The sequence below is a fragment of the Paenibacillus silvestris genome, assembly GCF_009882985.1.
Classification (GTDB): domain Bacteria; phylum Bacillota; class Bacilli; order Paenibacillales; family NBRC-103111; genus Paenibacillus_E; species Paenibacillus_E silvestris.
Genome location: NZ_WTUZ01000022.1, coordinates 194,507 through 214,750 on the forward strand (window position 1 = coordinate 194,507; position 20,244 = coordinate 214,750).

The following is a 20,244-nucleotide window of genomic DNA, read 5'->3' on the forward strand; positions in this document are numbered from 1 at the left end:
GTCAAATGGGTGGATAGCGATGGCGGAAATCAACAGCAGATCGGTCGTGGGCAGACAGCGGGAATTACAGATGTTTAATGAATTTTTGCAAAGGACTCACCAAGGTATTAGATTGTTGAATATATACGGCACAGGCGGTATTGGCAAAAGCTTTCTGCTCGATGAGTTTCGGCAAATCGCCGCTAAACAAGATGTTCTAATGATTTCGCTGGATAGCCGTGATATCGTACACAACCCCTCCTCTTTATGCCATCATATCGTTCACTTGGTAGAGCGGCTGATCGGCAAAACCATCTCCGCACCTGACAAACCTATTTCCACCATAGAAAGCATAGAACTTCTTAATCAAGCAGCAAAAGAGAGTAGATTACTCTTAACCTTCGATACTTACGAAGAGATGGGTGAGCTTGACCACTGGCTTCGGGAGCATTTCATCAAAGAGCTGCATCCTTCTATTTGTATGGTGATTTCAGGCCGTTATGCGCTGCAGGGCGCATGGAAACTGTCCGCTACATGGCGACAGAGTACGATGCAGATGCCGCTCTCAGATCTGTCGTTTACAGACGTGAAAGCCTACTTACATAACCTATCGATCCTTGATGAAAAGACGGTTTACTGGATTTGGAACCAAACCAAGGGGCATCCGCTAACGCTCTCTTTAACAGCTCAAACCTCCTCCATACGAGAACTTATTCACCTGCAGGAAATTGAAGTGCTGCCTTTAATTACGAAGCAATGGTTAAAAGAGGTCCCTCAGCCAGCCCTGCGCAAAATGGTGGAGGCGGCTTCCGTGTTAAAGCACTTTAATCAGGAGACACTTGCTCATGTGTTAGAAGAGCCGGTGACTGTGGAGCAATTTCAGCAACTTACTGAATTGTCATTTGTCAGAAGAGTGAAGCGGGGGTGGCTGCTTCATGATTTGGTTCGCTCGGCCTTCAGCCAAGAGCTGAGTGCAAGGTCGCCTGACTATTATGCGGGTTTGAGGCGAAAATGCCTGATGTACTATTATCATCGAACCATTCGTAGTATTGGGAAGAACTACGATATTTCACTTGAAGCCAGTGATTTCTTCCACTATTTCGGGGACGAGCTTATTCGGCAGTTCTTCAATCAAGACGCCGCTGTCAATTACTTTGAGACGCTGGACGAGGCGAATTTCGCGGATGCCGAGCGTTACATGAAGCGGCGCTACGAAACGGCCCAAGAGTACCGAATTCCTTATGTCGACAGCACCACGAATCAAACCGGGGAGTTCGTAATTACTCGCGAGCAAAATTTATTCAATCTCAAGCATGTGCATTTGCGTGAGCTTGCCGAGCTGGAACCAGGCACCGTCCGGCTGCTGCGCAAGCCGCAAGGGGAAGTTGTCGGCTTAACAGCTGTCATTCCAATCAAAGGCTCAACGATTGACTACCTGCTAAACAAGCCGCTTTCGTCGGCCTATTTTCGCAGTTTGTCCCAGGAACAACTGGATGAATTTGCTATAGCGACGGAGATTCCTGTCGGATACTACATACAAACCATTGATGTAGTGAGCTACGACGATGTGAGCTTATTGGCGGACACGGGACATTACTTCATCACACTGCTGCTTACTGGCGGTTTCGTTGCCGGATCGCCGCCTCCGATTCCGTTTTCTACAGAAATCCATCACCGTCTAGGGTGCGAAATGTCGTCAGTCGTCCACTACGACTATGATCAGGTTACGCCGACGCATACCTTCACAACGGATACGAGAGGGCATAAATTGCAAGCGTATCTGCGGAAAATGATGCTGAAGCTCGGGATGGAGGAGTTCATTGAGAATGAACCGATGGCAGATCAACCATCCATACAGCTAACAGACATACAGCGCAAAATCACTGATTTGCTAGTCCAAGGCATGACGAACGCCGAAATTGCCAAGCAGCTTTATTTAAGCGAGATTACGATCAAGAAACACCTTACGGCGATTTTTCACAAGCTTGAAGTGAAGAACCGCACACAAGCGGTAGAAAAGCTGATCCGCAGCCGCAAAGCCACGGTATAATGTGGACGGAATGACTTTGCAAGAATAGAAGACCATAGTTCCCCTCGGCTTTACGCATTAAAAGGCGCATCGAGCTGCACAGTTAAGTCGGGTGGACTCAGATATGCGGGCTTTCTCAGATGATCCTAATGATCTGGGGAAGTCCGTTTTTTGTGCAAAAAAACAGGATTTGCAGCCAAGCGGATGACCCTCTTATTCACGAAATGGATTAAATTGGTGCTTGCATAATGATTTTTATTGAAAATGATTCTCAAAATCATTGACAATGGTTTTCATCAACTATAAACTAAAATAAATAAAGTTTGGATTCTACTTACCTCACATACAAAGACGAATATTGACGCTTTCGTTTGATTATATAGCCAAGGAAGGATTGATGACCGATGCACGCCATCGAGGCTCAGCAGTTAACGTTAACTTATGGAGAGAACAGTATCTATGAAAATTTGGATATTGCGATCCCGAAAGGGAAAATCACCGTGTTTATCGGCAGCAACGGCTGCGGTAAATCAACGTTACTTCGTTCATTGGCCAGGTTGCTGAAGCCTACCAATGGCAGCATCTTGCTTGATGGGCAAGCCATCGCCAAGCTTCCGACGAAGGAAATTGCGAAGCGTTTGTCCATTTTGCCACAAGGTCCCGTTGCTCCAGAAGGATTAACGGTTCTCCAACTTGTCAAACAAGGGAGATATCCCTACCAGAGCTGGCTGCAGCAGTGGTCCGCAGAAGATGAAGAGATGGTATCGAAAGCGCTGAAGGCTACGAATATGCAGCAATATGCGGATCGTACGGTCGATTCCTTATCAGGTGGACAAAGACAACGCGCTTGGATTGCCATGACGTTGGCACAGGGAACAGAAACGATTTTACTCGACGAGCCTACCACGTATCTGGATATGTCACACCAAGTAGAAGTGCTTGATCTGTTATTTGAATTGAATGTTTCCCAGCAGCGCAGCATCGTCATGGTTCTGCATGATATTAATCTGGCTTGTCGCTATGCTCACCACATTGTGGCTATTCACGATAAGAAGATCGCTATCCAAGGGACGCCGGAAGATATTATTACCGAGGATACAATTCGTACCGTGTTTAATATGGACTGCCAAATCATTCAAGATCCGTTATTCGGCACTCCGCTATGCATTCCTTTTGGCAAGGGCAGGAAGGTTAATGAGCAGGAGCAAGCCTCCAGCAACCTAGCGAACGCTGCTATGGTCGTTTAAGCTTCTACATAAGTAACTAAAGTCTCTATTTACGCTTATAGCGTGGATAGGGGCTTTTTTGTTGTTCCGTACAATTGGGGCCACAGTAGAATGAGACCGGTACATTTTGGGAGAATAAGGACAAGATATTAGACCTTGTCATTCGCAGATGCGCTTCATACAATAGAAGTATATAGCTAGAACCTCTAAGGATTGGAGAACTGCATGATGCGATTTAAAGATGTGTTTTCCATCATCGGACCTTCCATGATAGGTCCATCCAGCTCCCATACAGCGGGAGCCGTCCGTTTAGGACGTGTTGTCAGGCAACTGCTCGGCGAGCAGCCAACAAAAGCTGAAATTACCTTGTACGGCTCTTTTGCGGATACATACCGGGGGCATGGTACCGACTTGGCGCTTATAGGCGGCTTGCTCGATTTTGAAACGGATGATCCGCGGATTCCAGAGGCAGCCGAAGAGGCGGAAGCCCGCGGCGTGGAGATTGCCTTCCTCACGAGTAAGGATAAAGCGGATCATCCGAATACAGTCAAATTTACGATTTCCTCTGGGACCAAAGAAGTGAGCATGATCGGGGCATCCATCGGTGGCGGCAATGTTGAAATTGTGAATGTGAATCAGTTCGATGTGAAATTTACCGCGGTTTACCCTACGCTAATTATTTCTCATCACGATCGTCCGGGGATGATCGCAGACATTACCACTTTGCTCGGACGCAACCAAATTAATATCGGGTTCATGGATCTGGATCGGAAGGGCAGAGACCGCGAGGCCATGACCGTCATTGAAACTGACGTTTCCGTTCCGGATGCCCTGATTGAGGAGCTTAGCTCCTTAAGTATGATATTTGATATAAAAAGAGTGGATCTCGCAGAAAGAGGCGAATAACATGAGATTCCGAACATTAAAACAACTCTCCGAGGTATGTGCCGTAGAAGGAATGACAATTGCGGAAGTCATGCTGGCAGATCAAAGTCAAGAATCGGGCAAGACACCGGAATATGTTTTTGAAAAAATGCGGGCTTATTATCAGATCATGAAAGAAGCGGTGGCAAAGGGGCTAACGGAAGATACAACCTCCCGCAGCGGACTGACAGGCAAGGACGCTCAGCGTGTTGCCAGCTATATGTTAGCGACAGAAGCTTCCCTTGGTGAGGAAGCTTGCAAGGCAATGGCGTACGCGTTAGCCGTGTCCGAAGTTAATGCTTCCATGGGACGCATTATTGCTACGCCAACGGCTGGCTCTTGCGGGATTATCCCCGGTGTATTCATCAGCAGCCAGCAGCGGTTCGGCTGGGATGATGATCACATGGTACGGGGATTGCTTAGTGCGGGCGCGATTGGTTATGTAATCGCGAACAACTCTTTTGTTTCTGGCGCGGAAGGCGGCTGCCAGGCTGAAGTGGGCTCCGCGATCGGGATGGCCGCGGGAGCGCTGGTTGAGCTTCGCGGCGGTACGCCTGAGCAGGCGATGCATGCGGTTGGACTAGCGCTGAAGAACACGCTAGGGCTCATTTGCGACCCGGTCGGCGGACTGGTCGAAATTCCCTGCATCGTCCGCAACGGCTTCGGCGCAGTGAATGCGATGGCAGCTGCCGACATGGCGCTGGCGGGTGTCCGTTCCGTCATCCCGTCCGACGAAGTCGTGCAGGTGATGTACGAGGTGGGCACAGCGATGCCCGAGAAGCATCGGGAAACCGCCAAGGGCGGCTTGGCCCAGACGCCAACAGGCCGGCAAATTATGAAAGAGCTCAATTTGGGCAAGAAGCGATAGAAGTAAAGTCCGCAGGGGCAGTTTCATTGAGTGCTGTTTACAGAGATCAAAGAGGTATTCCTAATGGAATACCTCTCATTTATCTTACCATTGACTTCGAATTATATTGATCTTTAGGAGGGTTAATTTGTTAAGGGCTCTTGGTGGATTTGAAAGCAACCCACCGACTCCAGAATTAAACAATATTTGTAAAAGAGAGTGGAGTAGGATATGCCCGTTGATTCTAAGGTCTGTCGAACAAAATATTTATTAAGAGGTGGTTGATAGATCAATATTTTTACTAGAATATTATCTAGTCTTGGTCGTAATATTAACGTTTGCGACTGATTTCGACTAAGCATACCATGAAATAGAATAATAAATGCCTTCCGAATTGGAAAGCATTTATATAAATTAATTGACAGATGTGGTTTGTTCTTTATTCATTAACCAAGGATTCTTCAGTAAAAATGGTAAAATCATTATTTTTAAAAATATATAACCATTGGTAGCGCCAATTGTATTCAAAATAATATCGTCTACATCAACTGATCGATAACCAAATCCAATTATTAATGAAATTACACCTTGTGTTAATTCAATCATAATCGATATTAGAATTGCTAAAATTATTGATTTAGTGAAGCTACTCATCTTTTTTGAGAGCAATGGAATATAAGTTCCGGTGGGGACAAACATTAAGATATTACCGCCAACTTGCATTAAAAATTGACTGGGACCATCAGAGTAAGAACTAATAATACTCTTTAACGGTATCAAATTAAATGGATATCCACCATTCAAGCGCAAGCTATTTAACAATAGACTATCTATTGGAATTTGGAACAAAGTTACTTTGATCACTAAACAGATATAGATATAAAAAGTTGTAAATATCATGTGTTCTATGAAGGTTTTCCTTTTTTTGTAATTGATAAATAATAATACAAAATATAATGGTACAAGAATTATTGCAATAGCTGCAAAGTTTAACAATATACTCTCCACCTTATTAAAAAGTATAGAATATACAAAATACAGAGGGGGAGTTCTCCCTCTGTATTTTGTAGTAAAATCAGCATTGAGGATCTTCATATTCCTTGCAACAAGGTGTGTTTACACTGTAAACGTTAGTTGCTAATTGTGCCAGTTCCTGTTGTGAAGGCCCCGTCATTTGTCTTCTGTAAATATAAATAATAAGTACCAGCATTTAAGTTTGTCCACTGATTTGAATCTGAACCATTAATCGGTACTTGTACTGTACCTATAGCTGTATCAGAAAAAGTTCCCAATTTCATTAAAGTTTGGCTATAAGTTTGTGGTTGACCAACAAGATAGTCAGTAGATGAATCTATATCAACTTTAATTGTACCAGCACTCATAGCATAAGTTTGGTTGTTGTCTTTACCCTTAACTTGATATTTAAAATTGTAAGAAACACTATAACTTGCTGCAAATGCAGCCATGGGTACTACAGCTAAAGCTCAAGCAATAATTGCAGATACTAGCATTTTTTTCTTTTTACTTAACATATTATTTCCCTCCAGATAATATTATAGTAAATAAAAGATTTTATTTACTCAATTACCATATTATACAATTATATTAATATACCTTTTTTTAATGTATAAAATGAGTATTAAGTAACAAAATGTAATTGAAATAATAGGTCTATTGTAACATTATGGAAATTAAACTTGAACGCAATTAATAGAAATTGTACTTCATACCAACTTTTTAGGATTACTCCTGAGTGTATTCTAGTGTTTTCCTGATACGCTACGTACGTATGCACTATTAGATGATACCGTATTAAGAAGTGAATCAAACTATAAATCATAAGAACCATTTAAATTGTCCACTTAATGACTAATGCTTCTAGCGCAGCCCTTTTAGTTATTGAAATGGAGGGATATCGTTGCTGATTAAAATGAAATCATTTTTAGAATGACAGTATATCAACGAACCTCTCAACATACCAGAGTTAAAGAATGTGCGCGACTTAATCGCTGACGCTTTTTATGTTGGTGCCCACACCCTATACCCCCAGTTTATTCTCACAAAAATTTGGCATCCTAACAGCATCACAGGCCAAGGAGTTTGATCATGCGCATATTTGCAATGAGCATCGTGTTAGCCTCTGCACTAACACTTATTGGATGCTCCCACCCATCTAAGATTAGGCAGCTCAGCACAGGGGAGCACGTACAACTGACCCCCGAGCGGGAGACGGATAACCGAATGTCGGACTGGAATCTAACTAGCAGCGATGCAGAGCTTTACATCGGAGATTTGGGCGTGGAGCAGCTTTATGCCGCCTCAAATCAAGTAAAGAGCTTGGCTGCTCAGAGTAACAAGCAGGCGCTGCTGCCCAACGGTTTCCCCTTGATCCAAGCTTTCCCTAGACCAGGCATCGTCCCGAAACAAGGAGGTTACGTCGAGAACGTCATCCAGACAGCCAAGAGCTATCTCGGAACCCCTTACGTATATGGGTCGGACCGGCTGGATCCCAAATCTTTTGACTGCTCGGATTTCACACGTTGGGTGTATCTGACCGCGCTGGGGATGGATTTACCATGGGACGCGAAAAATCAGGCAGCCTATGTCGAGGCCCTATCCAAACGGAAATACACCGACCTCAAGCAAGCGAAACGCGGTGATTTGCTGTTCTTCACGAGCTTCATGGGCAACCGGCCTTCCGATTATGCCAATCTCACGCCCGCTCAGAAGCCGATCAGCCATATGGGCATTTATTTAGGCAATGGTAAAATCATTCATTCCGCTTCCAAAAAGACAGGCGGCGTACGAATTGACCATATGTTTTTTAAACATCTGCAGTATCGTTTTATGCTAGGAGGCTCAGTCCTAGACTAAGCGCCAATACCTCACGAGGCCATCCAAAGGGTCATTTTCATGGGCAAATGTTTCACTTCCTTTTAATTCGTTATATAGTAAAGAAGTTAAAGTGATGGAGGGGAGTAATAGCAGATGCACTCGTCAATGATTGAGCAGGAAAATGGTGTTTTTCCAGCTGTGTGCTCACTGGATTGTCCAGATCAATGCGGATTGCTGCTTCATAAAGAAGCTGGCAAGATCGTTAAAATAGAGGGGGACCCCAACCACCCGGTTACACAAGGGGCAATATGCAATAAAGTTCGCAACATGACGGCACGTCTTTATGATGATAAAAGGCTGCAGTACCCTATGAAGCGTGTAGGTCCAAAAGGCGAGGGCAGCCGCTTCGAGAGGATTTCCTGGGAGGAAGCGATCGCAACCATCACGACCCGCTGGAAAAAGCAGATCGCAGAGGAAGGCCCCGAGTCCATTCTGCCTTACAGCTTTTATGGCAATATGGGACGGATTGGGACCGAGGGGATGGATCGCCGTTTTTTTAATCGGATGGGTGCAAGCCGTTTATTGTACTCAATCTGCGAATCGGCAGGAACCGAAGGCTATAAATATACGATGGGCGGCAGTTTTGGAACCGATCCGGAGGAAACAGTGCACGCCAAGCTTATCATTATGTGGGGGATCAATGCCGTCAGCACGAATATGCATCAGGTGATGCTGGCGGAGAAGGCACGCAAGAACGGTGCCCAAATCGTCGTCATCGACGCTCACAAGAACCAAACCGGCCGCTGGGCGGATTGGTTTATTCCGATTATGCCGGGAACGGATGCTGCGTTGGCTCTGGGGATCATGCATATTTTGTTCGCCGAAGATCACGTAGATGAAGCTTTTCTGAGGCAATATACAGTTGGCCATGAGGAACTCAGGGAGCATGTTCAGCAGTATGAACCTTCTGTGGTATCTGCAATAACAGGCGTTCCGGTCGAAGACCTCTACCGCTTAGCTAGATTATATGGTCAAACCTCGCCATCATTTATCCGCATCGGTAACGGGATTCAGCATCACGATAATGGCGGGATGTGCGTGAGGACCATTGCCTGCTTGCCGGCGTTAACGGGGCAGTGGATACAGCGTGGAGGCGGCGCTATTAAAGGGAATGGCGCCTATTTGGAGCACAATATTCCGGCCTTGCAGCGACCTGATCTAAGGGTGAAAGAGGCGCGTCAGATTAATATGAATTTGCTTGGCAGCTCACTGCTGGAGCTAGATCCGCCCATTCATTCGCTGTATGTATACAATTCTAATCCGGCGTTAGTTGCCCCTCATGCTAATAAAGTGAGAGAAGGCCTTCGGCGCGAAGATTTGTTTACGGTTGTACATGATCTGTTTTTGACCGAGACGGCGAAATATGCCGATATCGTGCTCCCGGCGACTTCATCATTTGAGAATACGGACTTTTACCGTTCCTATTGGCATCAATATGTGCATCTTCAGCTTCCAGTTGCGCGTCCTTATGGCGAGAGCAAAGCGAACGTCGATGTGTTTCGCCTGCTCGCAGCAGGGATGGGTTATGAGGATGAGGCTTTGCAGGATACCGATGAGGATTTGGTGCGCCAAGCCTTGAATCATCCTGGCAATCCGGCTTTAGCGAATATTACCTATGATAACCTGCTGGAGAAGCAGTTCATGAAAGCGGAAGTGAAGCCGCTATTTCCTGGGGAATTGCGAACGCCGAGCGGCAAAATCGAACTTTACTCACGTGAGATGGAGGAGAAGGGCTATCCAGCTTTGCCAACGTACATTCCGCTTCCTGATGAAGGCGATTTGCCGTTCCTTTTCATCCCTGCGCCGAATCACAACTTCCTGAATTCGACCTTCGCTCATAATGAGAAGCATGTCCGCATGGAAAAGACGCCCAAACTGCACATGAATGAAGCAGATGCGGCCTCTTTAGGGCTAGTGAGTGGCGAGAAGGTTCGCGTGTGGAATACACGTGGCGAATGTGAGTTAACTGTAGCAGCGGGCTCGGATGTGCTGCCAGGTGTTGTCGTAAGCCAAGGGCTCTGGGCAGATTCGGCGGCTAGCGGCAGCAAAGCTTTGGTTAATGCACTTACACCGGATCGTGTGGCGGATATGGGCGGAGGGGCAACCTTTTTCTCCGGTCGTGTACATGTAGCCAAGCTGTAGAAGTGAGCCGAACGCATAGGCGCCTCGCCGCATAAGGTAATGCAGGAGGTGATGGCCTATGTCATTACAGCAAAAAGCTTATGCTTGGATTGGCAGTCCAGTAGGTGTATCCCTAATGGACGGTACCGGAACTTCGGGCATTCTGTGCAGTGTGCAAGGCGGGTCGATTTACCTGATCGAATACCTATATCATACGCAATTTGCAACCAAGCATTATGCCTTCAATCAAATTCGGGATATTTATCCTTTCCCGCAATGCCCGCAGCCGCAAGTGCTGTACCAAGCGAAGCCCATATATTAGTTTCTGAAGAAGCCGTCCCTGAGGGGGCGGTTTTTTTGTCATTGGGTGAGCGAAACAGGCGGAATTGTTGAAGGGGTTGGCGCTTTGGTGACATCTAGGAACATCGAGGGAACTCCGAGGGAACTCCGTTCCTCTATTTTGGTGAAAACCGCTGGTTTGAGAGGTCGTGGGGAACTACAGGGTCTTAATTAAGCTAGAATAGCTGTTTATGAGCTTGTAGCGCACGAATAACGGATCATAGTTCCCTCCTACAGCTAAAAGGGCATTTCTCGGGGATATAGCGCCCTGTAGTTCCCTTCCACTTCCTTGGATGTTCCTCGATGTTTTTCGATCTGTTTCTCGATCTGTTCCTGAATGCTTCCTCAGTCCTTCCTCAATTCTTCCTTAGTCCTCCCTCAATCCTCCCTCAGTCCACATGACCTTCACCATTTCCAATAATATCCCTCCAACACCTAAATAAATGACAATGAAAGTAGATCAAAAGGGGGTAATATGGAATCGCAGCTAATTGTATACGCTTACAATACGCGAGACTAAATTGAATAAGGAGCATCGCTACATGAAAATTCACTTTTTACAAAAGAGATTAGCTTTGTTGGTATTGTTCTGCATGGTCTTTTCGCTACTCCTCGTTCCTGCGGCAGGCAAGGCAGCGGATGTTGAGGTAGATGTTGCTGCTCTCCCAACCATTGCAGACGCTGCTATCGTGACAGATAGCTCCAAGCCTGAGGTGGCGGATGCGAACTATGACAACAGAACGAATTTGGGAAGCTCGACGCAAGGATTATACAGTCTTTCAACCAGCAGTTCGAAAAAAACAGAAGTCTACTTCAAGTTTGATGTGTCTACGGTCTCCGATAGTACGTACAGATATTATTTGCAAGTGTCTGCGAAAAAAGGCAGCAGCGACATCGACACTGCCCTTCAAGTGTATGGTCTACTCAATAACTCATGGCAAGAATCAACAATAACCTGGAATACGGCTCCTCAGACAGATTTGTCTGCAATGAATCCATTAGGGCAGTTTATCGTGAATCAGGCTAATGCAGGTAAGCCAATTTTATACACCGTAGACGTAACGGATTATGTCAGGCAGCATCTCTCCGATCAAGCCGTTTCTTTCATCATTGCTTCAAATTCTACGAACTCTGTTAACGTGTATTCCAAAGAGAACACATCGGCCTCCAATCCGGAGCCGCAGCTCTCGGTACGACGTGTCGTTCAAAGCGACAATACCCCTCCAACTTGGGGGCAAAACGCAGCGCTAAAATCGATAAATCTAGGCATGGATTTTGTTCAATTAACGTGGCCGGCCGCGATGGATGATAGTGCAGTGTCCAACTATAAGCTTTATCAAAATGATGTACTGCTAAGTGACGTAAAAGGAAATACCTACACCGTACAAGGATTAGCTCCGAATACGAGCGTTACTTATAGTGTGTACGCAGGAGATGCCGTCGGTAATTATTCGCTGACACCGCTGATTTACCATGTAACTACATTGTCCGCTCCAGTTGCACCTTTGCAAGTCGTTGAAGTCAATGCGAGCAGCAGCGATGGCAATGTAGAGAGCAACACGCTCGATAACAACTTATTCAGCCGCTGGTCAGCATCAGGTGACGGGCAATACGTTATGTTTGATTTGGGGCAAGCGAAGAACATTGGTTACGTTGGTATTGCCTTCTATAAAGGCGATCTGCGTACGACGCTCATTGATATTCAAACTTCAAACGATGCGCAAACCTGGACGAATGTTTTCACCGGAAACAGCCGTCCGAACATGGTAGATATGCAGGCTTTTGATATCCCGGATACGCAGGCGCGTTTCGTTCGAGTCATTGGACACGGTAACTCAGATGGCAGCACGTTTACAAGTTTAACGGAAGTCATGATCTACCCGCCCTTCCCTTCCGGTGATACGCCAGTAGCGATTGTTCCTAATATTACGCCAACAGCGCCGCCAGGGACGGTACCTTTTACTAAGCCGGGCTTAACGAATCCAGACGGGTCTGAACACGCGCTCCACACGCCTAATCAGGTAACTGGCGCTACACGTAACGTGCTTGATTATGGCGCAAACCCAGCGGATAATGCCCAGGATGATCGTATCGCGATCCAAAATGCCATTGATGCCGCAGCAGCAGGCGACGAAGTTTTTATTCCCAATGGGGTTTATAACTTAATAACTTCCCCAGATGGGTTCATCAACTTAAAGCTGAAGTCAGGCGTCAACCTTCGGGGGGAGAGTGAGTCACAAACGATTTTGAAATCAAGCATTGATGATGTTAAAAATAGTTCTGTCCTGAAATCATCGAGTCAACATGATATTCTGGTTTCAAATTTGACCGTTACATCAACATGGGATCGTACGTTTTCATTAGATCATGTTATGAACAATCCGGCTGCCGGAGGGCCTGACAGCATGATAGCAGTCGCTAATTATGGTGAAATTCCTTCGTATAACGTGACCATTGATCATGTCACTGTGGAGCGTTTTCGTCGGATGGCCATACGGATCGAGAATAGTCATGATGTCGTCGTGCGCCATGCGACTTTCCGAAAGGCAACGGACTTAGGCGGCGGCGGTGCTGGCTATGGCACTTCCATTCAAGGAATGCCGAAGGTTGATAGGCTCGGTTTTGATAATGATACGTATTGGAACGTGGTGGAAGATTCCACCTTTGAAGGGCCGTATCTACGCCATGGCTCCCTCATTCAAAACGTAGCGCACAACAACGAACTGCGAAATAATCACTATAAGAATACAAAGCTAGACGCGATTGATCTCCACGGTGAGTTAGAATATTTAAACGAAGTTTACGGGAATACCGTTGAGGATATTTTGACAGGCGGGGGCGTAGGACTTGGTAATACAGGCGGGACGGCGCCAAGCAATCATAGTAAAACAGGACCTCATAACTACATTCATGACAATGTGATCCGTAATGCGCGTGAAGGAATTGTCGTAACAATGGGCACTCCGGATACGTTGATTGAACGTAACATCATTGAAAATACAACGACTGTAAACAATGGTGTGGGCATCAATATTTTAAACGGACCAGGAACACGTATTGTGAACAACATCATTCGTAATAACACAGCTTCTGGCTACTGGGGAATTTTGCTGGAACACGACAATGGGGATCAAAACGCCGGTAATGTTGGTGCTGGGGACCCTCAAAATGTACAGATCATAGGCAATACCATCACTGGAAACACATATGGGATTCAGCTGCAGAAGGGTACGAACATTTCTGTTACCAAAAATATAGTAAATAATATAGGCACGAATTATTTGAAAGCTAGTGGTGTTACGGCAACTGAAATTTGGCCATCCACAGATAATACGTTGAGCAGCCTCACAATCAGTGCTGGGGCGTTAAGCCCTGTATTTGACGCAGCACAAACGAATTACACTTTAAGTGTACCAAAGGTAACAAATGAAATTCTCATCACGCCAACGGCAGCAAGCGGCGAAGCCGGCATTACTGTGAACGGAGCCTCCGTGGACAGCGGCACAGCATCAACTGCAATCCAACTAAACGTAGGTGCAAATGTAATCGATATTGTAGTTACCGCAGAAAACAGCACAACGAAGACGTATCAGCTGACAGTAACACGCATGCTTTCAGACAATGCAAATCTCAGCAGCCTGATAACCAGTTCTGGAACATTAAGTCCTGGGTTCGATGCGAATATCACAGCTTACACCGTAGAAGTTCCAGTAGGAACAAGTAAAATCACGATCAAACCGACTACAAGCGATAGTTTGGCAAAGGTAACTGTGAATGGTGCAGATGTTGTAAGTGGTACAACATCATCTGTTATTCATTTGAAGCAAGGTGAAAACAGGATAGAGCTTATGATTACGGCCGAGAATCAAACGGCAAAAGTTTATAAGCTAACTGTCAAGAGGGGGAACAAAGGGGATAAAGACAAAGATAAGTAATTAACTGTTGTGCAAGCTATGGCTGAAAGCTTCGAAAGAAGCAATTCCGTCATAGCTTTTTTACTTCCTGGGCGTTATCCAGAAAAATCCAATGGTCAAAAAAGGAAATATCCTAACATTTGCAGAAGATACAAGGAGTGAGAATTTGAAAGGCCCTAGGTTTAGGAGGAGCTATGTTACTAGAGAAATTATTTCTGAACATCCTGATTGTCCTTGCTCCTGTTTTATTGCAGAGCGTTTTTGGCGAGCGCTGGAGTTATGCGAAATCTCCCATTGCGATGGGGCTGTTGTATGGAGCTGCCTCCTCTCTTTGTCTACTGTTTTCTTATGAAGATCTTAATTTGTTTTGGGATTTGCGCTACGTTCCTACGGTCATAGCAACGGTCTATATGGGGCGGAAGGCAGGCTTTATTAACTATGTGATGATTATTATGACGCGTACCTACCTTGGTGGCGATGCGCTTTTGTTCGGCTATATCAGTATGACCCTTGCGTTTTTGATTCCCTTACTGGCTTCGTTCAAAGTCAACTCGCTGACAGGAAACTCGCGGATTAAGGCGACTATTTTGGTTGCTCTCGGGCCACTGTTTGTCATGCTCACGATATTAGTATCGTACTCGCTGTTTTCTGGCGAACCGTTGGATTATAGAATGATTCCTGCCATCATTGCGTTCGGAATCCTCACGATTCTAGGTACCTGGTTCTCAACGATGCTGCTGGAACTTAACGAAGAACATGCCAAAATGAAAGCGGAAATTCAAAAAGCCGAGAAAATGAAGACCTTAGGTGAGCTTGCTGCATCTATCGCCCATGAAGTTCGTAATCCGCTAACGGTTGTGAAAGGCTTTCTTCAACTCATGCGTCCGAGCGAATTAGGTAAAAATCAACAGTACCTGACCATTGCCATGGAGGAGCTGGAGCGGGCAGAGACAATTATTAGTGATTATTTAAATTTCTCCAAGCCCAAACTAACGAAGCTGGAATCCTTTTCTTTTTCAGATGTGCTAAATAATATCCTGATTCTTCTTTCGCCGATGGCGATGAAAAATGGTGTTGAGCTTTCCTGTCATGTCGACGACCACATCTATATTCATTCCGATAGAGGGCAGCTGCAGCAGGCGCTGGTGAATGTGATCAAAAATGCGATTGAGGCTACGCAGGTGAATGGCGAAGTGCAGGTTCGTTTGACGGGGTTAGCAGGCGAAGTGCAAATCAGAATTTGCGATAATGGCAAAGGAATGAGCAAAGAACAGCTATCCCGCATCGGCCACCTGTTTTACTCCACGAAGGATGTAGGGACGGGACTGGGGACAGCTGTTACCATCCGAATCATCGAAACGATGAACGGCACAATTGTTTATGAAAGTGAAGAAGGCGTAGGCACAACAGTGACAATTACCTTACCCTTGCAGCAAAATTAGCGATTATCGATTTTTTCTGGGTACATATCGTGATTCATCAACCGGTGCTCAGCCATCGCTTCAAATTTCGTCCCCGGCTGACCCCAATTGCAATAAGGATCGATCGAAATGCCGCCGCGCGGTGTGAATTTCCCCCAAACTTCAATATAGCGGGGCTCCATAAGCTTGATCAAATCATCCATAATAATGTTGACGCAGTCCTCATGGAAGTCGCCATGGTTACGGAAGCTGAACAGATACAGCTTGAGGGATTTGCTCTCTACCATTTTGATATTCGGAATATAGGAGATGTAGAGGGTGGCGAAATCCGGCTGTCCAGTGACGGGACACAGGCTCGTGAATTCAGGGAAATTGAATTTGACGAAATAATCTCTGTTCGGATGTTTGTTATCAAATGCTTCTAGCAGCGTCGGATCATAGTTGAACACATATTTCGTTCCTTGATTTCCGAGCAGGGTGATCTCTTTTAAATCTTCATTGCTTCTACCTGTAGACATGATGAATCCTCTTTTCTTAGTTTTTTATAGAGGGAGTTTGCGAACCTCTTCTAGGAGCAAATAGTACCATATACGCCGCGAAAATGCATCTCTGGAAGGTTGGAATTTCATGGTGTCCGCACTTGTAGATACCACAGAGGAGGCAGTAATGGTAAAATAGATAGATATGCCTTTTTTATTACGGGATGGAGGTTCGTTAGCTTTGAAAGCCTATCAGGAACTACTACAAGATATACTTACCAATGGGACAAGAAAGGAAGACAGAACAGGGACGGGGACGATTTCCGTATTTGGCAGGCAAATGCGGTTTAACCTTGCAGATGGATTCCCACTTGTCACGACGAAAAGAGTGCCTTTTCGGTTAATCGCCAGTGAAATGCTTTGGTTTATTAAAGGGGATACGAATATTCGTTATCTGCTGCAGCATAACAACCATATTTGGAATGAATGGGCTTTTAAAAAGTGGGTGGAAAGCGCAGATTATACGGGACCGGATATGACCAATTTTGGTCTGCGAGCTCAGCAGGATGAAGCATTCAAGGTGCAGTATGACGAGCAAATGGCGAGTTTCGTGGAAAAAGTGCTGAATGACGAGTCGTTTGCGAAGCAATACGGCGAGCTCGGAGATGTGTATGGCAAGCAGTGGAGAGATTGGACGACAACGCAGGGCGGTACGATCGATCAGCTCAAAGAGGTCATTCATATGATCAAAACGAACCCGGATTCGCGCAGGCTTATCGTCTCCGCATGGAATCCCGAGGATGTGCCAAGCATGGCGCTGCCGCCGTGTCACACGATGTTTCAGTTCTATGTGGCAGATGGCAAGCTGAGCTGCCAACTGTATCAGCGCAGTGCAGATACGTTCCTGGGTATTCCTTTTAACATTGCAGGTTATGCACTGCTCACGCACCTTATTGCACAGGAGTGCGGACTAGGTGTAGGGGAATTTGTCCACACCCTTGGAGATGCTCATATTTACACGAATCATATCGACCAGATTCATACGCTGCTGAGCCGTGAACCGAAGGAATTGCCAACGATTAAGCTGAATCCCAATGTCGCGTCGCTGTTCGAATTTGATGTAAGCGATATTGAGCTGGTCGGATACAACCCGCACCCAACGATTAAGGCGCCAGTAGCTGTATAGCCATGTTACGAGAGGAGCTTGTGAACCAGCTATGAGTATATCATTTATCTTTGCTATGGACCGCAACCGTGCCATTGGTGTGAACAATACATTGCCGTGGCACTTGCCAGGCGACCTTAAATTTTTTAAGGCCGTAACGATGGGGCACCCGATTCTGATGGGCCGCAAGACGTACGAATCCATCGGAAGGCCGCTGCCAGGCAGACGCAATATGATCCTTACCCAGAATACCGAGTTTCGGGCGGAGGGCTGCGAGGTCATTCACTCCGTAGATGAAGCCGTACAGGAATTCAGGGATCAGGAGCTTTTCGTTATCGGCGGTGCAGAAATATTTCGCTTATTCGCAGAGACGGTTGATCGAATGTACATAACGTTCATCGAGCATGAGTTTGAAGCGGACACGTACATGTCGGATCTGGACTTGTCCGAGTGGACCTTGGTCTCCAGCGAACAAGGTGAACGGAACGAGAAAAATCCGTACGAATATTACTTCCGGATTTACCAAAGAAAACAAGCATAACAAAGGCCCTGAGTTCAGCGTCAATTCTGACGGAGAACTCAAGGCCTTTTCTTATGGCTATATTACCGGCGTTTTCTTGTTAACGAAACGATCAAGGATAGCGCGCCAAGCACAACAGCTGCGATGGAAAGATACAGCGGTGTTGTGGAGCTGGAATTGCTGCTTTCAGCAGCTTGGCCAGCAACTACATTCCCGTGGCTGTCGGTAACAGGGCCGGCTTTGGCTTTCACTGTCGTAACAGAAGCAGGCTTGTCTGAGCCGTCTGCGCCGACCCATTCCACGACGCTGCCGTCTTTGTAGGTTTGGTAAGCTTTCCAAACGATTTGGGTAGCTGCGTCAGCTACTTTACCCTGCATATTGAACTCACCGAATTCGGTGCTCGCGAGTCCGTCTCCACTGGCTGTCCAGGTAACGCCCGTAATTTTACCTGCGGAATCTTTGGCAAGTTGGTACGTCCAGCCTGCTTTTGGCTCAAAACGGGAAACTGCAACGGAGTCCATCGGAAATTTCACTTCCACTTTCACCGTAGGAATATCTTTCTCGGATGGGACACGAACCGTAAACTTCTCGTAGCTGCCTTGTGTAGCTTCTTTGGGATAAACCGTTACGTGGGCACTTGCCACACCGGCTACTAACAGCATGGAACCGATTAGCAGGATACCTGCGTTTAACATTAATTTTTTGAACATGGAACATTTTCCCCTTTCGAATCAACTCTTCTCATGTTGTCCATGTTACCTGTTTGGTAAGCATCTGAGTATGACTCGACTGGGCTATTTTTTCGACTAGTTTTGTCCTTTTCGTGTCAAGCCGTGCTTGATGGCGAAACCAGTTAGCTGAACGCGGTTCTCAAGTCCGAGCTTAACCAATATATTTTTCATATGATTTTTGACGGTGTGCTCCGAGATCAGCAGCTTCTCAGCAATCTGCCGATTGTTGTCTCCCTGGGCGACATAGGCGGTAATTTCCTGCTCGCGTGAAGTTAGCATGCTGGGGGATGGGCCTTCGGTTAAGTTCCCGACCGGTGCCCGGAACCGTTGGAAAAGCTTGTCCGCCATTCCCCGGGCGGCATCGGAATTGTCGTCGAGCAGCGCTCGCAGGTAGGCGAGCCACTCGTCAGGATCCATATTTTTGAGCAAATAACCTTGGGCTCCGAACTGCAGTGCCGTGAAGAGGTCGGCAACATCATCGGAAACAGTAAGCATGACGATCCGGATCGTCCCATAAGCTTGTTTGATGCGCCGTGTTGCTTCAAGTCCATCCATAGGAGACATATGAATATCCATCAATACCACATCGGGTGCGACTTCACCGCACTGCACAATCGCATCTTCTCCGCTGCTGGCTTCACCTACAATTTCAAAATCGGCCACAGGCTCCAGCATGCTGCGGATCGCTTTTCGCGCCAAGGGATGATCATCTACAATAAGTACGCGGAATGGTTGCGTGGATGTCAAAGTCAGTTCCTCCTATCTGCGGCTTGTACAGTGAGCTCGGTTCCGGATGTATCTGTGATTGCCTTAAGCTCGAATGTGGCACCTAGCTCAGATGCCCGTTTCTGCATCAGCTCGATGCCATACTTCTTGCCTATGGCTTCAGTATGCTGAAGTCCACGGCCATTATCCGTAATGTGCAGCTTCCAAGCATCAGACTGGGCTTCCAGCAAGATCGCTGCTTCCGTTGCCATCGAGTGCTTGCGGATGTTCGTAAAGGCCTCCTGGATGATGCCAAATAGCTGAACCTCCTCTGCGGGAGTGAAGCTGTTCTCATCCATTTCCAGCTCTTCTTGCAGCTCAATGCCTGTGATAAGACGCCAGTCGTTCAGAAATTTATGGATACGCTGCTCAAGGCTAGTTCCTTCTTCAGGCGGTGTGCGTAGATTAAAAATCGCCTGGCGGAGCGAGTTGTCGATTTCCGAAACGGCTGCTTTGGCTTCCTCCAAATTGCCTTGCTTCAACTTGACGTTGAGGAAAAAAAGCGTCTGAGCCAAGTCGTCATGCAGCTCTCTAGCGAGACGTTCGCGCTCTTCGTAGACCGCTCTGCGGGCTTCGCCCATGGTCAGCTGTTCATTGCTGTGCTCAATGCTCTGAAACATCCATGAGGCAAAAAGGTAAGAGAGCAGCAGCGTAATAACAGTAATGGAGAAGTTGCCGGCTTCCATGGTTAAGTAATTTAGTAAGAATTCATGGCGTATATATTCAAAGCCGCCGATGATGACCACAGGTACGAAGATCGTAAAAAGTTTAAAAAGGCGAAGAGACATGAGATCATTTACACTCCTTACATAGCTCATTAGTTGGAACGGATACTATTATATCAAATAAATGTTAGATTTCTTCACAATAAATTAGGCAAAAGACTTCT

Annotated in this window: 17 protein-coding genes and 1 riboswitch; of the genes, 11 read left to right on the plus strand and 6 right to left on the minus strand. The window is 46.2% G+C overall.

Going from position 1 to position 20,244, the window contains the following annotated elements; all coding sequences use genetic code 11:
- Positions 1-19: 19 nt before the first annotated feature.
- The 4 genes from GQF01_RS21385 (at position 20) to sdaAA (ending at position 5,026) form a co-directional block, all read left to right on the plus strand.
- Positions 20-2,029, plus strand: a complete 2,010-nt coding sequence (locus tag GQF01_RS21385; RefSeq protein WP_161408726.1) for a helix-turn-helix transcriptional regulator — start codon at positions 20-22, stop codon at positions 2,027-2,029.
- Between the two features lie 383 nt (positions 2,030-2,412).
- The gene (locus tag GQF01_RS21390) at positions 2,413-3,255 is read left to right on the plus strand and encodes an ABC transporter ATP-binding protein (protein ID WP_161408727.1); all 843 of its coding nucleotides are present in this window, start codon (positions 2,413-2,415) and stop codon (positions 3,253-3,255) included.
- 207 nt (positions 3,256-3,462) lie between these two features.
- Positions 3,463-4,140, plus strand: a complete 678-nt coding sequence (gene sdaAB, locus GQF01_RS21395) for an L-serine ammonia-lyase, iron-sulfur-dependent subunit beta (protein WP_161409878.1) — start codon at positions 3,463-3,465, stop codon at positions 4,138-4,140.
- A 1-nt stretch (position 4,141) separates the two neighbouring features.
- Positions 4,142-5,026, plus strand: coding sequence for an L-serine ammonia-lyase, iron-sulfur-dependent, subunit alpha (gene sdaAA / locus GQF01_RS21400; protein ID WP_161408728.1), 885 nt, complete (start codon positions 4,142-4,144; stop codon positions 5,024-5,026).
- Positions 5,027-5,419: 393 nt separating this feature from the next.
- Here the strand turns inward: sdaAA and GQF01_RS21405 are convergent, their stop codons facing one another.
- Together GQF01_RS21405 and GQF01_RS21410 are read right to left on the minus strand one after the other, a co-directional pair.
- On the minus strand, positions 5,420-6,001 hold the full coding sequence (locus GQF01_RS21405; protein ID WP_161408729.1) for a VanZ family protein: 582 nt from the start codon (positions 5,999-6,001) through the stop codon (positions 5,420-5,422).
- A gap of 134 nt (positions 6,002-6,135) precedes the next feature.
- Positions 6,136-6,471 carry a hypothetical protein gene (locus GQF01_RS21410; RefSeq protein ID WP_161408730.1) on the minus strand — a complete coding sequence of 112 codons (336 nt, stop codon included), beginning with the start codon at positions 6,469-6,471 and terminating at the stop codon, positions 6,136-6,138.
- 640 nt (positions 6,472-7,111) lie between these two features.
- Between GQF01_RS21410 and GQF01_RS21415 the strand changes: the two genes are divergently transcribed.
- From GQF01_RS21415 to GQF01_RS21435, 5 genes are all read left to right on the plus strand, one after another.
- The gene (locus tag GQF01_RS21415) at positions 7,112-7,879 is read left to right on the plus strand and encodes a C40 family peptidase (RefSeq protein WP_161408731.1); all 768 of its coding nucleotides are present in this window, start codon (positions 7,112-7,114) and stop codon (positions 7,877-7,879) included.
- Positions 7,880-8,005: 126 nt separating this feature from the next.
- Positions 8,006-10,042: a molybdopterin oxidoreductase family protein gene (locus tag GQF01_RS21420; protein WP_407945417.1), complete on the plus strand. Its 2,037-nt coding sequence runs from the start codon at positions 8,006-8,008 to the stop codon at positions 10,040-10,042.
- Positions 10,043-10,100: 58 nt separating this feature from the next.
- Positions 10,101-10,343, plus strand: coding sequence for a hypothetical protein (locus GQF01_RS21425; RefSeq protein ID WP_145666896.1), 243 nt, complete (start codon positions 10,101-10,103; stop codon positions 10,341-10,343).
- A gap of 559 nt (positions 10,344-10,902) precedes the next feature.
- Entirely contained in the window at positions 10,903-14,295 is a 3,393-nt protein-coding gene (locus tag GQF01_RS21430; RefSeq protein WP_161408733.1) for a cadherin-like beta sandwich domain-containing protein, read from the plus strand.
- Between the two features lie 173 nt (positions 14,296-14,468).
- Positions 14,469-15,716: a sensor histidine kinase gene (locus GQF01_RS21435; protein ID WP_161408734.1), complete on the plus strand. Its 1,248-nt coding sequence runs from the start codon at positions 14,469-14,471 to the stop codon at positions 15,714-15,716.
- Here the strand turns inward: GQF01_RS21435 and queF are convergent.
- Complete coding sequence (queF, locus tag GQF01_RS21440; protein ID WP_145666901.1) at positions 15,713-16,213, minus strand: preQ(1) synthase; 501 nt, start codon at positions 16,211-16,213, stop codon at positions 15,713-15,715. The genes GQF01_RS21435 and queF overlap by 4 nt on opposite strands.
- A gap of 10 nt (positions 16,214-16,223) precedes the next feature.
- Positions 16,224-16,267, minus strand: a riboswitch (PreQ1 riboswitch).
- Positions 16,268-16,379: 112 nt separating this feature from the next.
- Here queF and GQF01_RS21445 point away from each other — a divergent pair.
- Positions 16,380-17,360, plus strand: a complete 981-nt coding sequence (locus tag GQF01_RS21445; protein WP_161408735.1) for a thymidylate synthase — start codon at positions 16,380-16,382, stop codon at positions 17,358-17,360.
- A 31-nt stretch (positions 17,361-17,391) separates the two neighbouring features.
- A complete protein-coding gene (locus tag GQF01_RS21450) occupies positions 17,392-17,880 on the plus strand; it encodes a dihydrofolate reductase (RefSeq protein ID WP_161408736.1) in 489 nt (162 codons plus the stop codon).
- A gap of 62 nt (positions 17,881-17,942) precedes the next feature.
- Here the strand turns inward: GQF01_RS21450 and GQF01_RS21455 are convergent, their stop codons facing one another.
- The 3 genes from GQF01_RS21455 to GQF01_RS21465 form a co-directional block, all read right to left on the minus strand.
- Positions 17,943-18,569 carry a YcnI family copper-binding membrane protein gene (locus GQF01_RS21455; protein WP_161408737.1) on the minus strand — a complete coding sequence of 209 codons (627 nt, stop codon included), beginning with the start codon at positions 18,567-18,569 and terminating at the stop codon, positions 17,943-17,945.
- 96 nt (positions 18,570-18,665) lie between these two features.
- On the minus strand, positions 18,666-19,337 hold the full coding sequence (locus tag GQF01_RS21460) for a response regulator (protein ID WP_268894378.1): 672 nt from the start codon (positions 19,335-19,337) through the stop codon (positions 18,666-18,668).
- Between the two features lie 2 nt (positions 19,338-19,339).
- Positions 19,340-20,143: a sensor histidine kinase gene (locus GQF01_RS21465; RefSeq protein WP_161408738.1), complete on the minus strand. Its 804-nt coding sequence runs from the start codon at positions 20,141-20,143 to the stop codon at positions 19,340-19,342.
- Positions 20,144-20,244: the final 101 nt, after the last annotated feature.

Excerpts from the sequence above, each read along its gene's own strand:
- GQF01_RS21465 (WP_161408738.1), bottom strand. The coding sequence starts at position 20,143 with ATGTCTCTTCGCCTTTTTAAACTTTTTACGATCTTCGTACCTGTGGTC.
- GQF01_RS21420 (WP_407945417.1), top strand. The coding sequence starts at position 8,006 with ATGATTGAGCAGGAAAATGGTGTTTTTCCAGCTGTGTGCTCACTGGAT.
- GQF01_RS21430 (WP_161408733.1), top strand. The coding sequence starts at position 10,903 with ATGAAAATTCACTTTTTACAAAAGAGATTAGCTTTGTTGGTATTGTTC.
- GQF01_RS21445 (WP_161408735.1), top strand. The coding sequence starts at position 16,380 with ATGCCTTTTTTATTACGGGATGGAGGTTCGTTAGCTTTGAAAGCCTAT.
- GQF01_RS21410 (WP_161408730.1), bottom strand. The coding sequence starts at position 6,471 with ATGGCTGCATTTGCAGCAAGTTATAGTGTTTCTTACAATTTTAAATAT.
- GQF01_RS21425 (WP_145666896.1), top strand. The coding sequence starts at position 10,101 with ATGTCATTACAGCAAAAAGCTTATGCTTGGATTGGCAGTCCAGTAGGT.
- sdaAA (WP_161408728.1), top strand. The coding sequence starts at position 4,142 with ATGAGATTCCGAACATTAAAACAACTCTCCGAGGTATGTGCCGTAGAA.
- GQF01_RS21455 (WP_161408737.1), bottom strand. The coding sequence starts at position 18,569 with ATGTTCAAAAAATTAATGTTAAACGCAGGTATCCTGCTAATCGGTTCC.
- GQF01_RS21435 (WP_161408734.1), top strand. The coding sequence starts at position 14,469 with ATGTTACTAGAGAAATTATTTCTGAACATCCTGATTGTCCTTGCTCCT.
- sdaAB (WP_161409878.1), top strand. The coding sequence starts at position 3,463 with ATGCGATTTAAAGATGTGTTTTCCATCATCGGACCTTCCATGATAGGT.
- GQF01_RS21385 (WP_161408726.1), top strand. The coding sequence starts at position 20 with ATGGCGGAAATCAACAGCAGATCGGTCGTGGGCAGACAGCGGGAATTA.
- GQF01_RS21415 (WP_161408731.1), top strand. The coding sequence starts at position 7,112 with ATGCGCATATTTGCAATGAGCATCGTGTTAGCCTCTGCACTAACACTT.
- queF (WP_145666901.1), bottom strand. The coding sequence starts at position 16,213 with ATGTCTACAGGTAGAAGCAATGAAGATTTAAAAGAGATCACCCTGCTC.
- GQF01_RS21390 (WP_161408727.1), top strand. The coding sequence starts at position 2,413 with ATGCACGCCATCGAGGCTCAGCAGTTAACGTTAACTTATGGAGAGAAC.
- GQF01_RS21450 (WP_161408736.1), top strand. The coding sequence starts at position 17,392 with ATGAGTATATCATTTATCTTTGCTATGGACCGCAACCGTGCCATTGGT.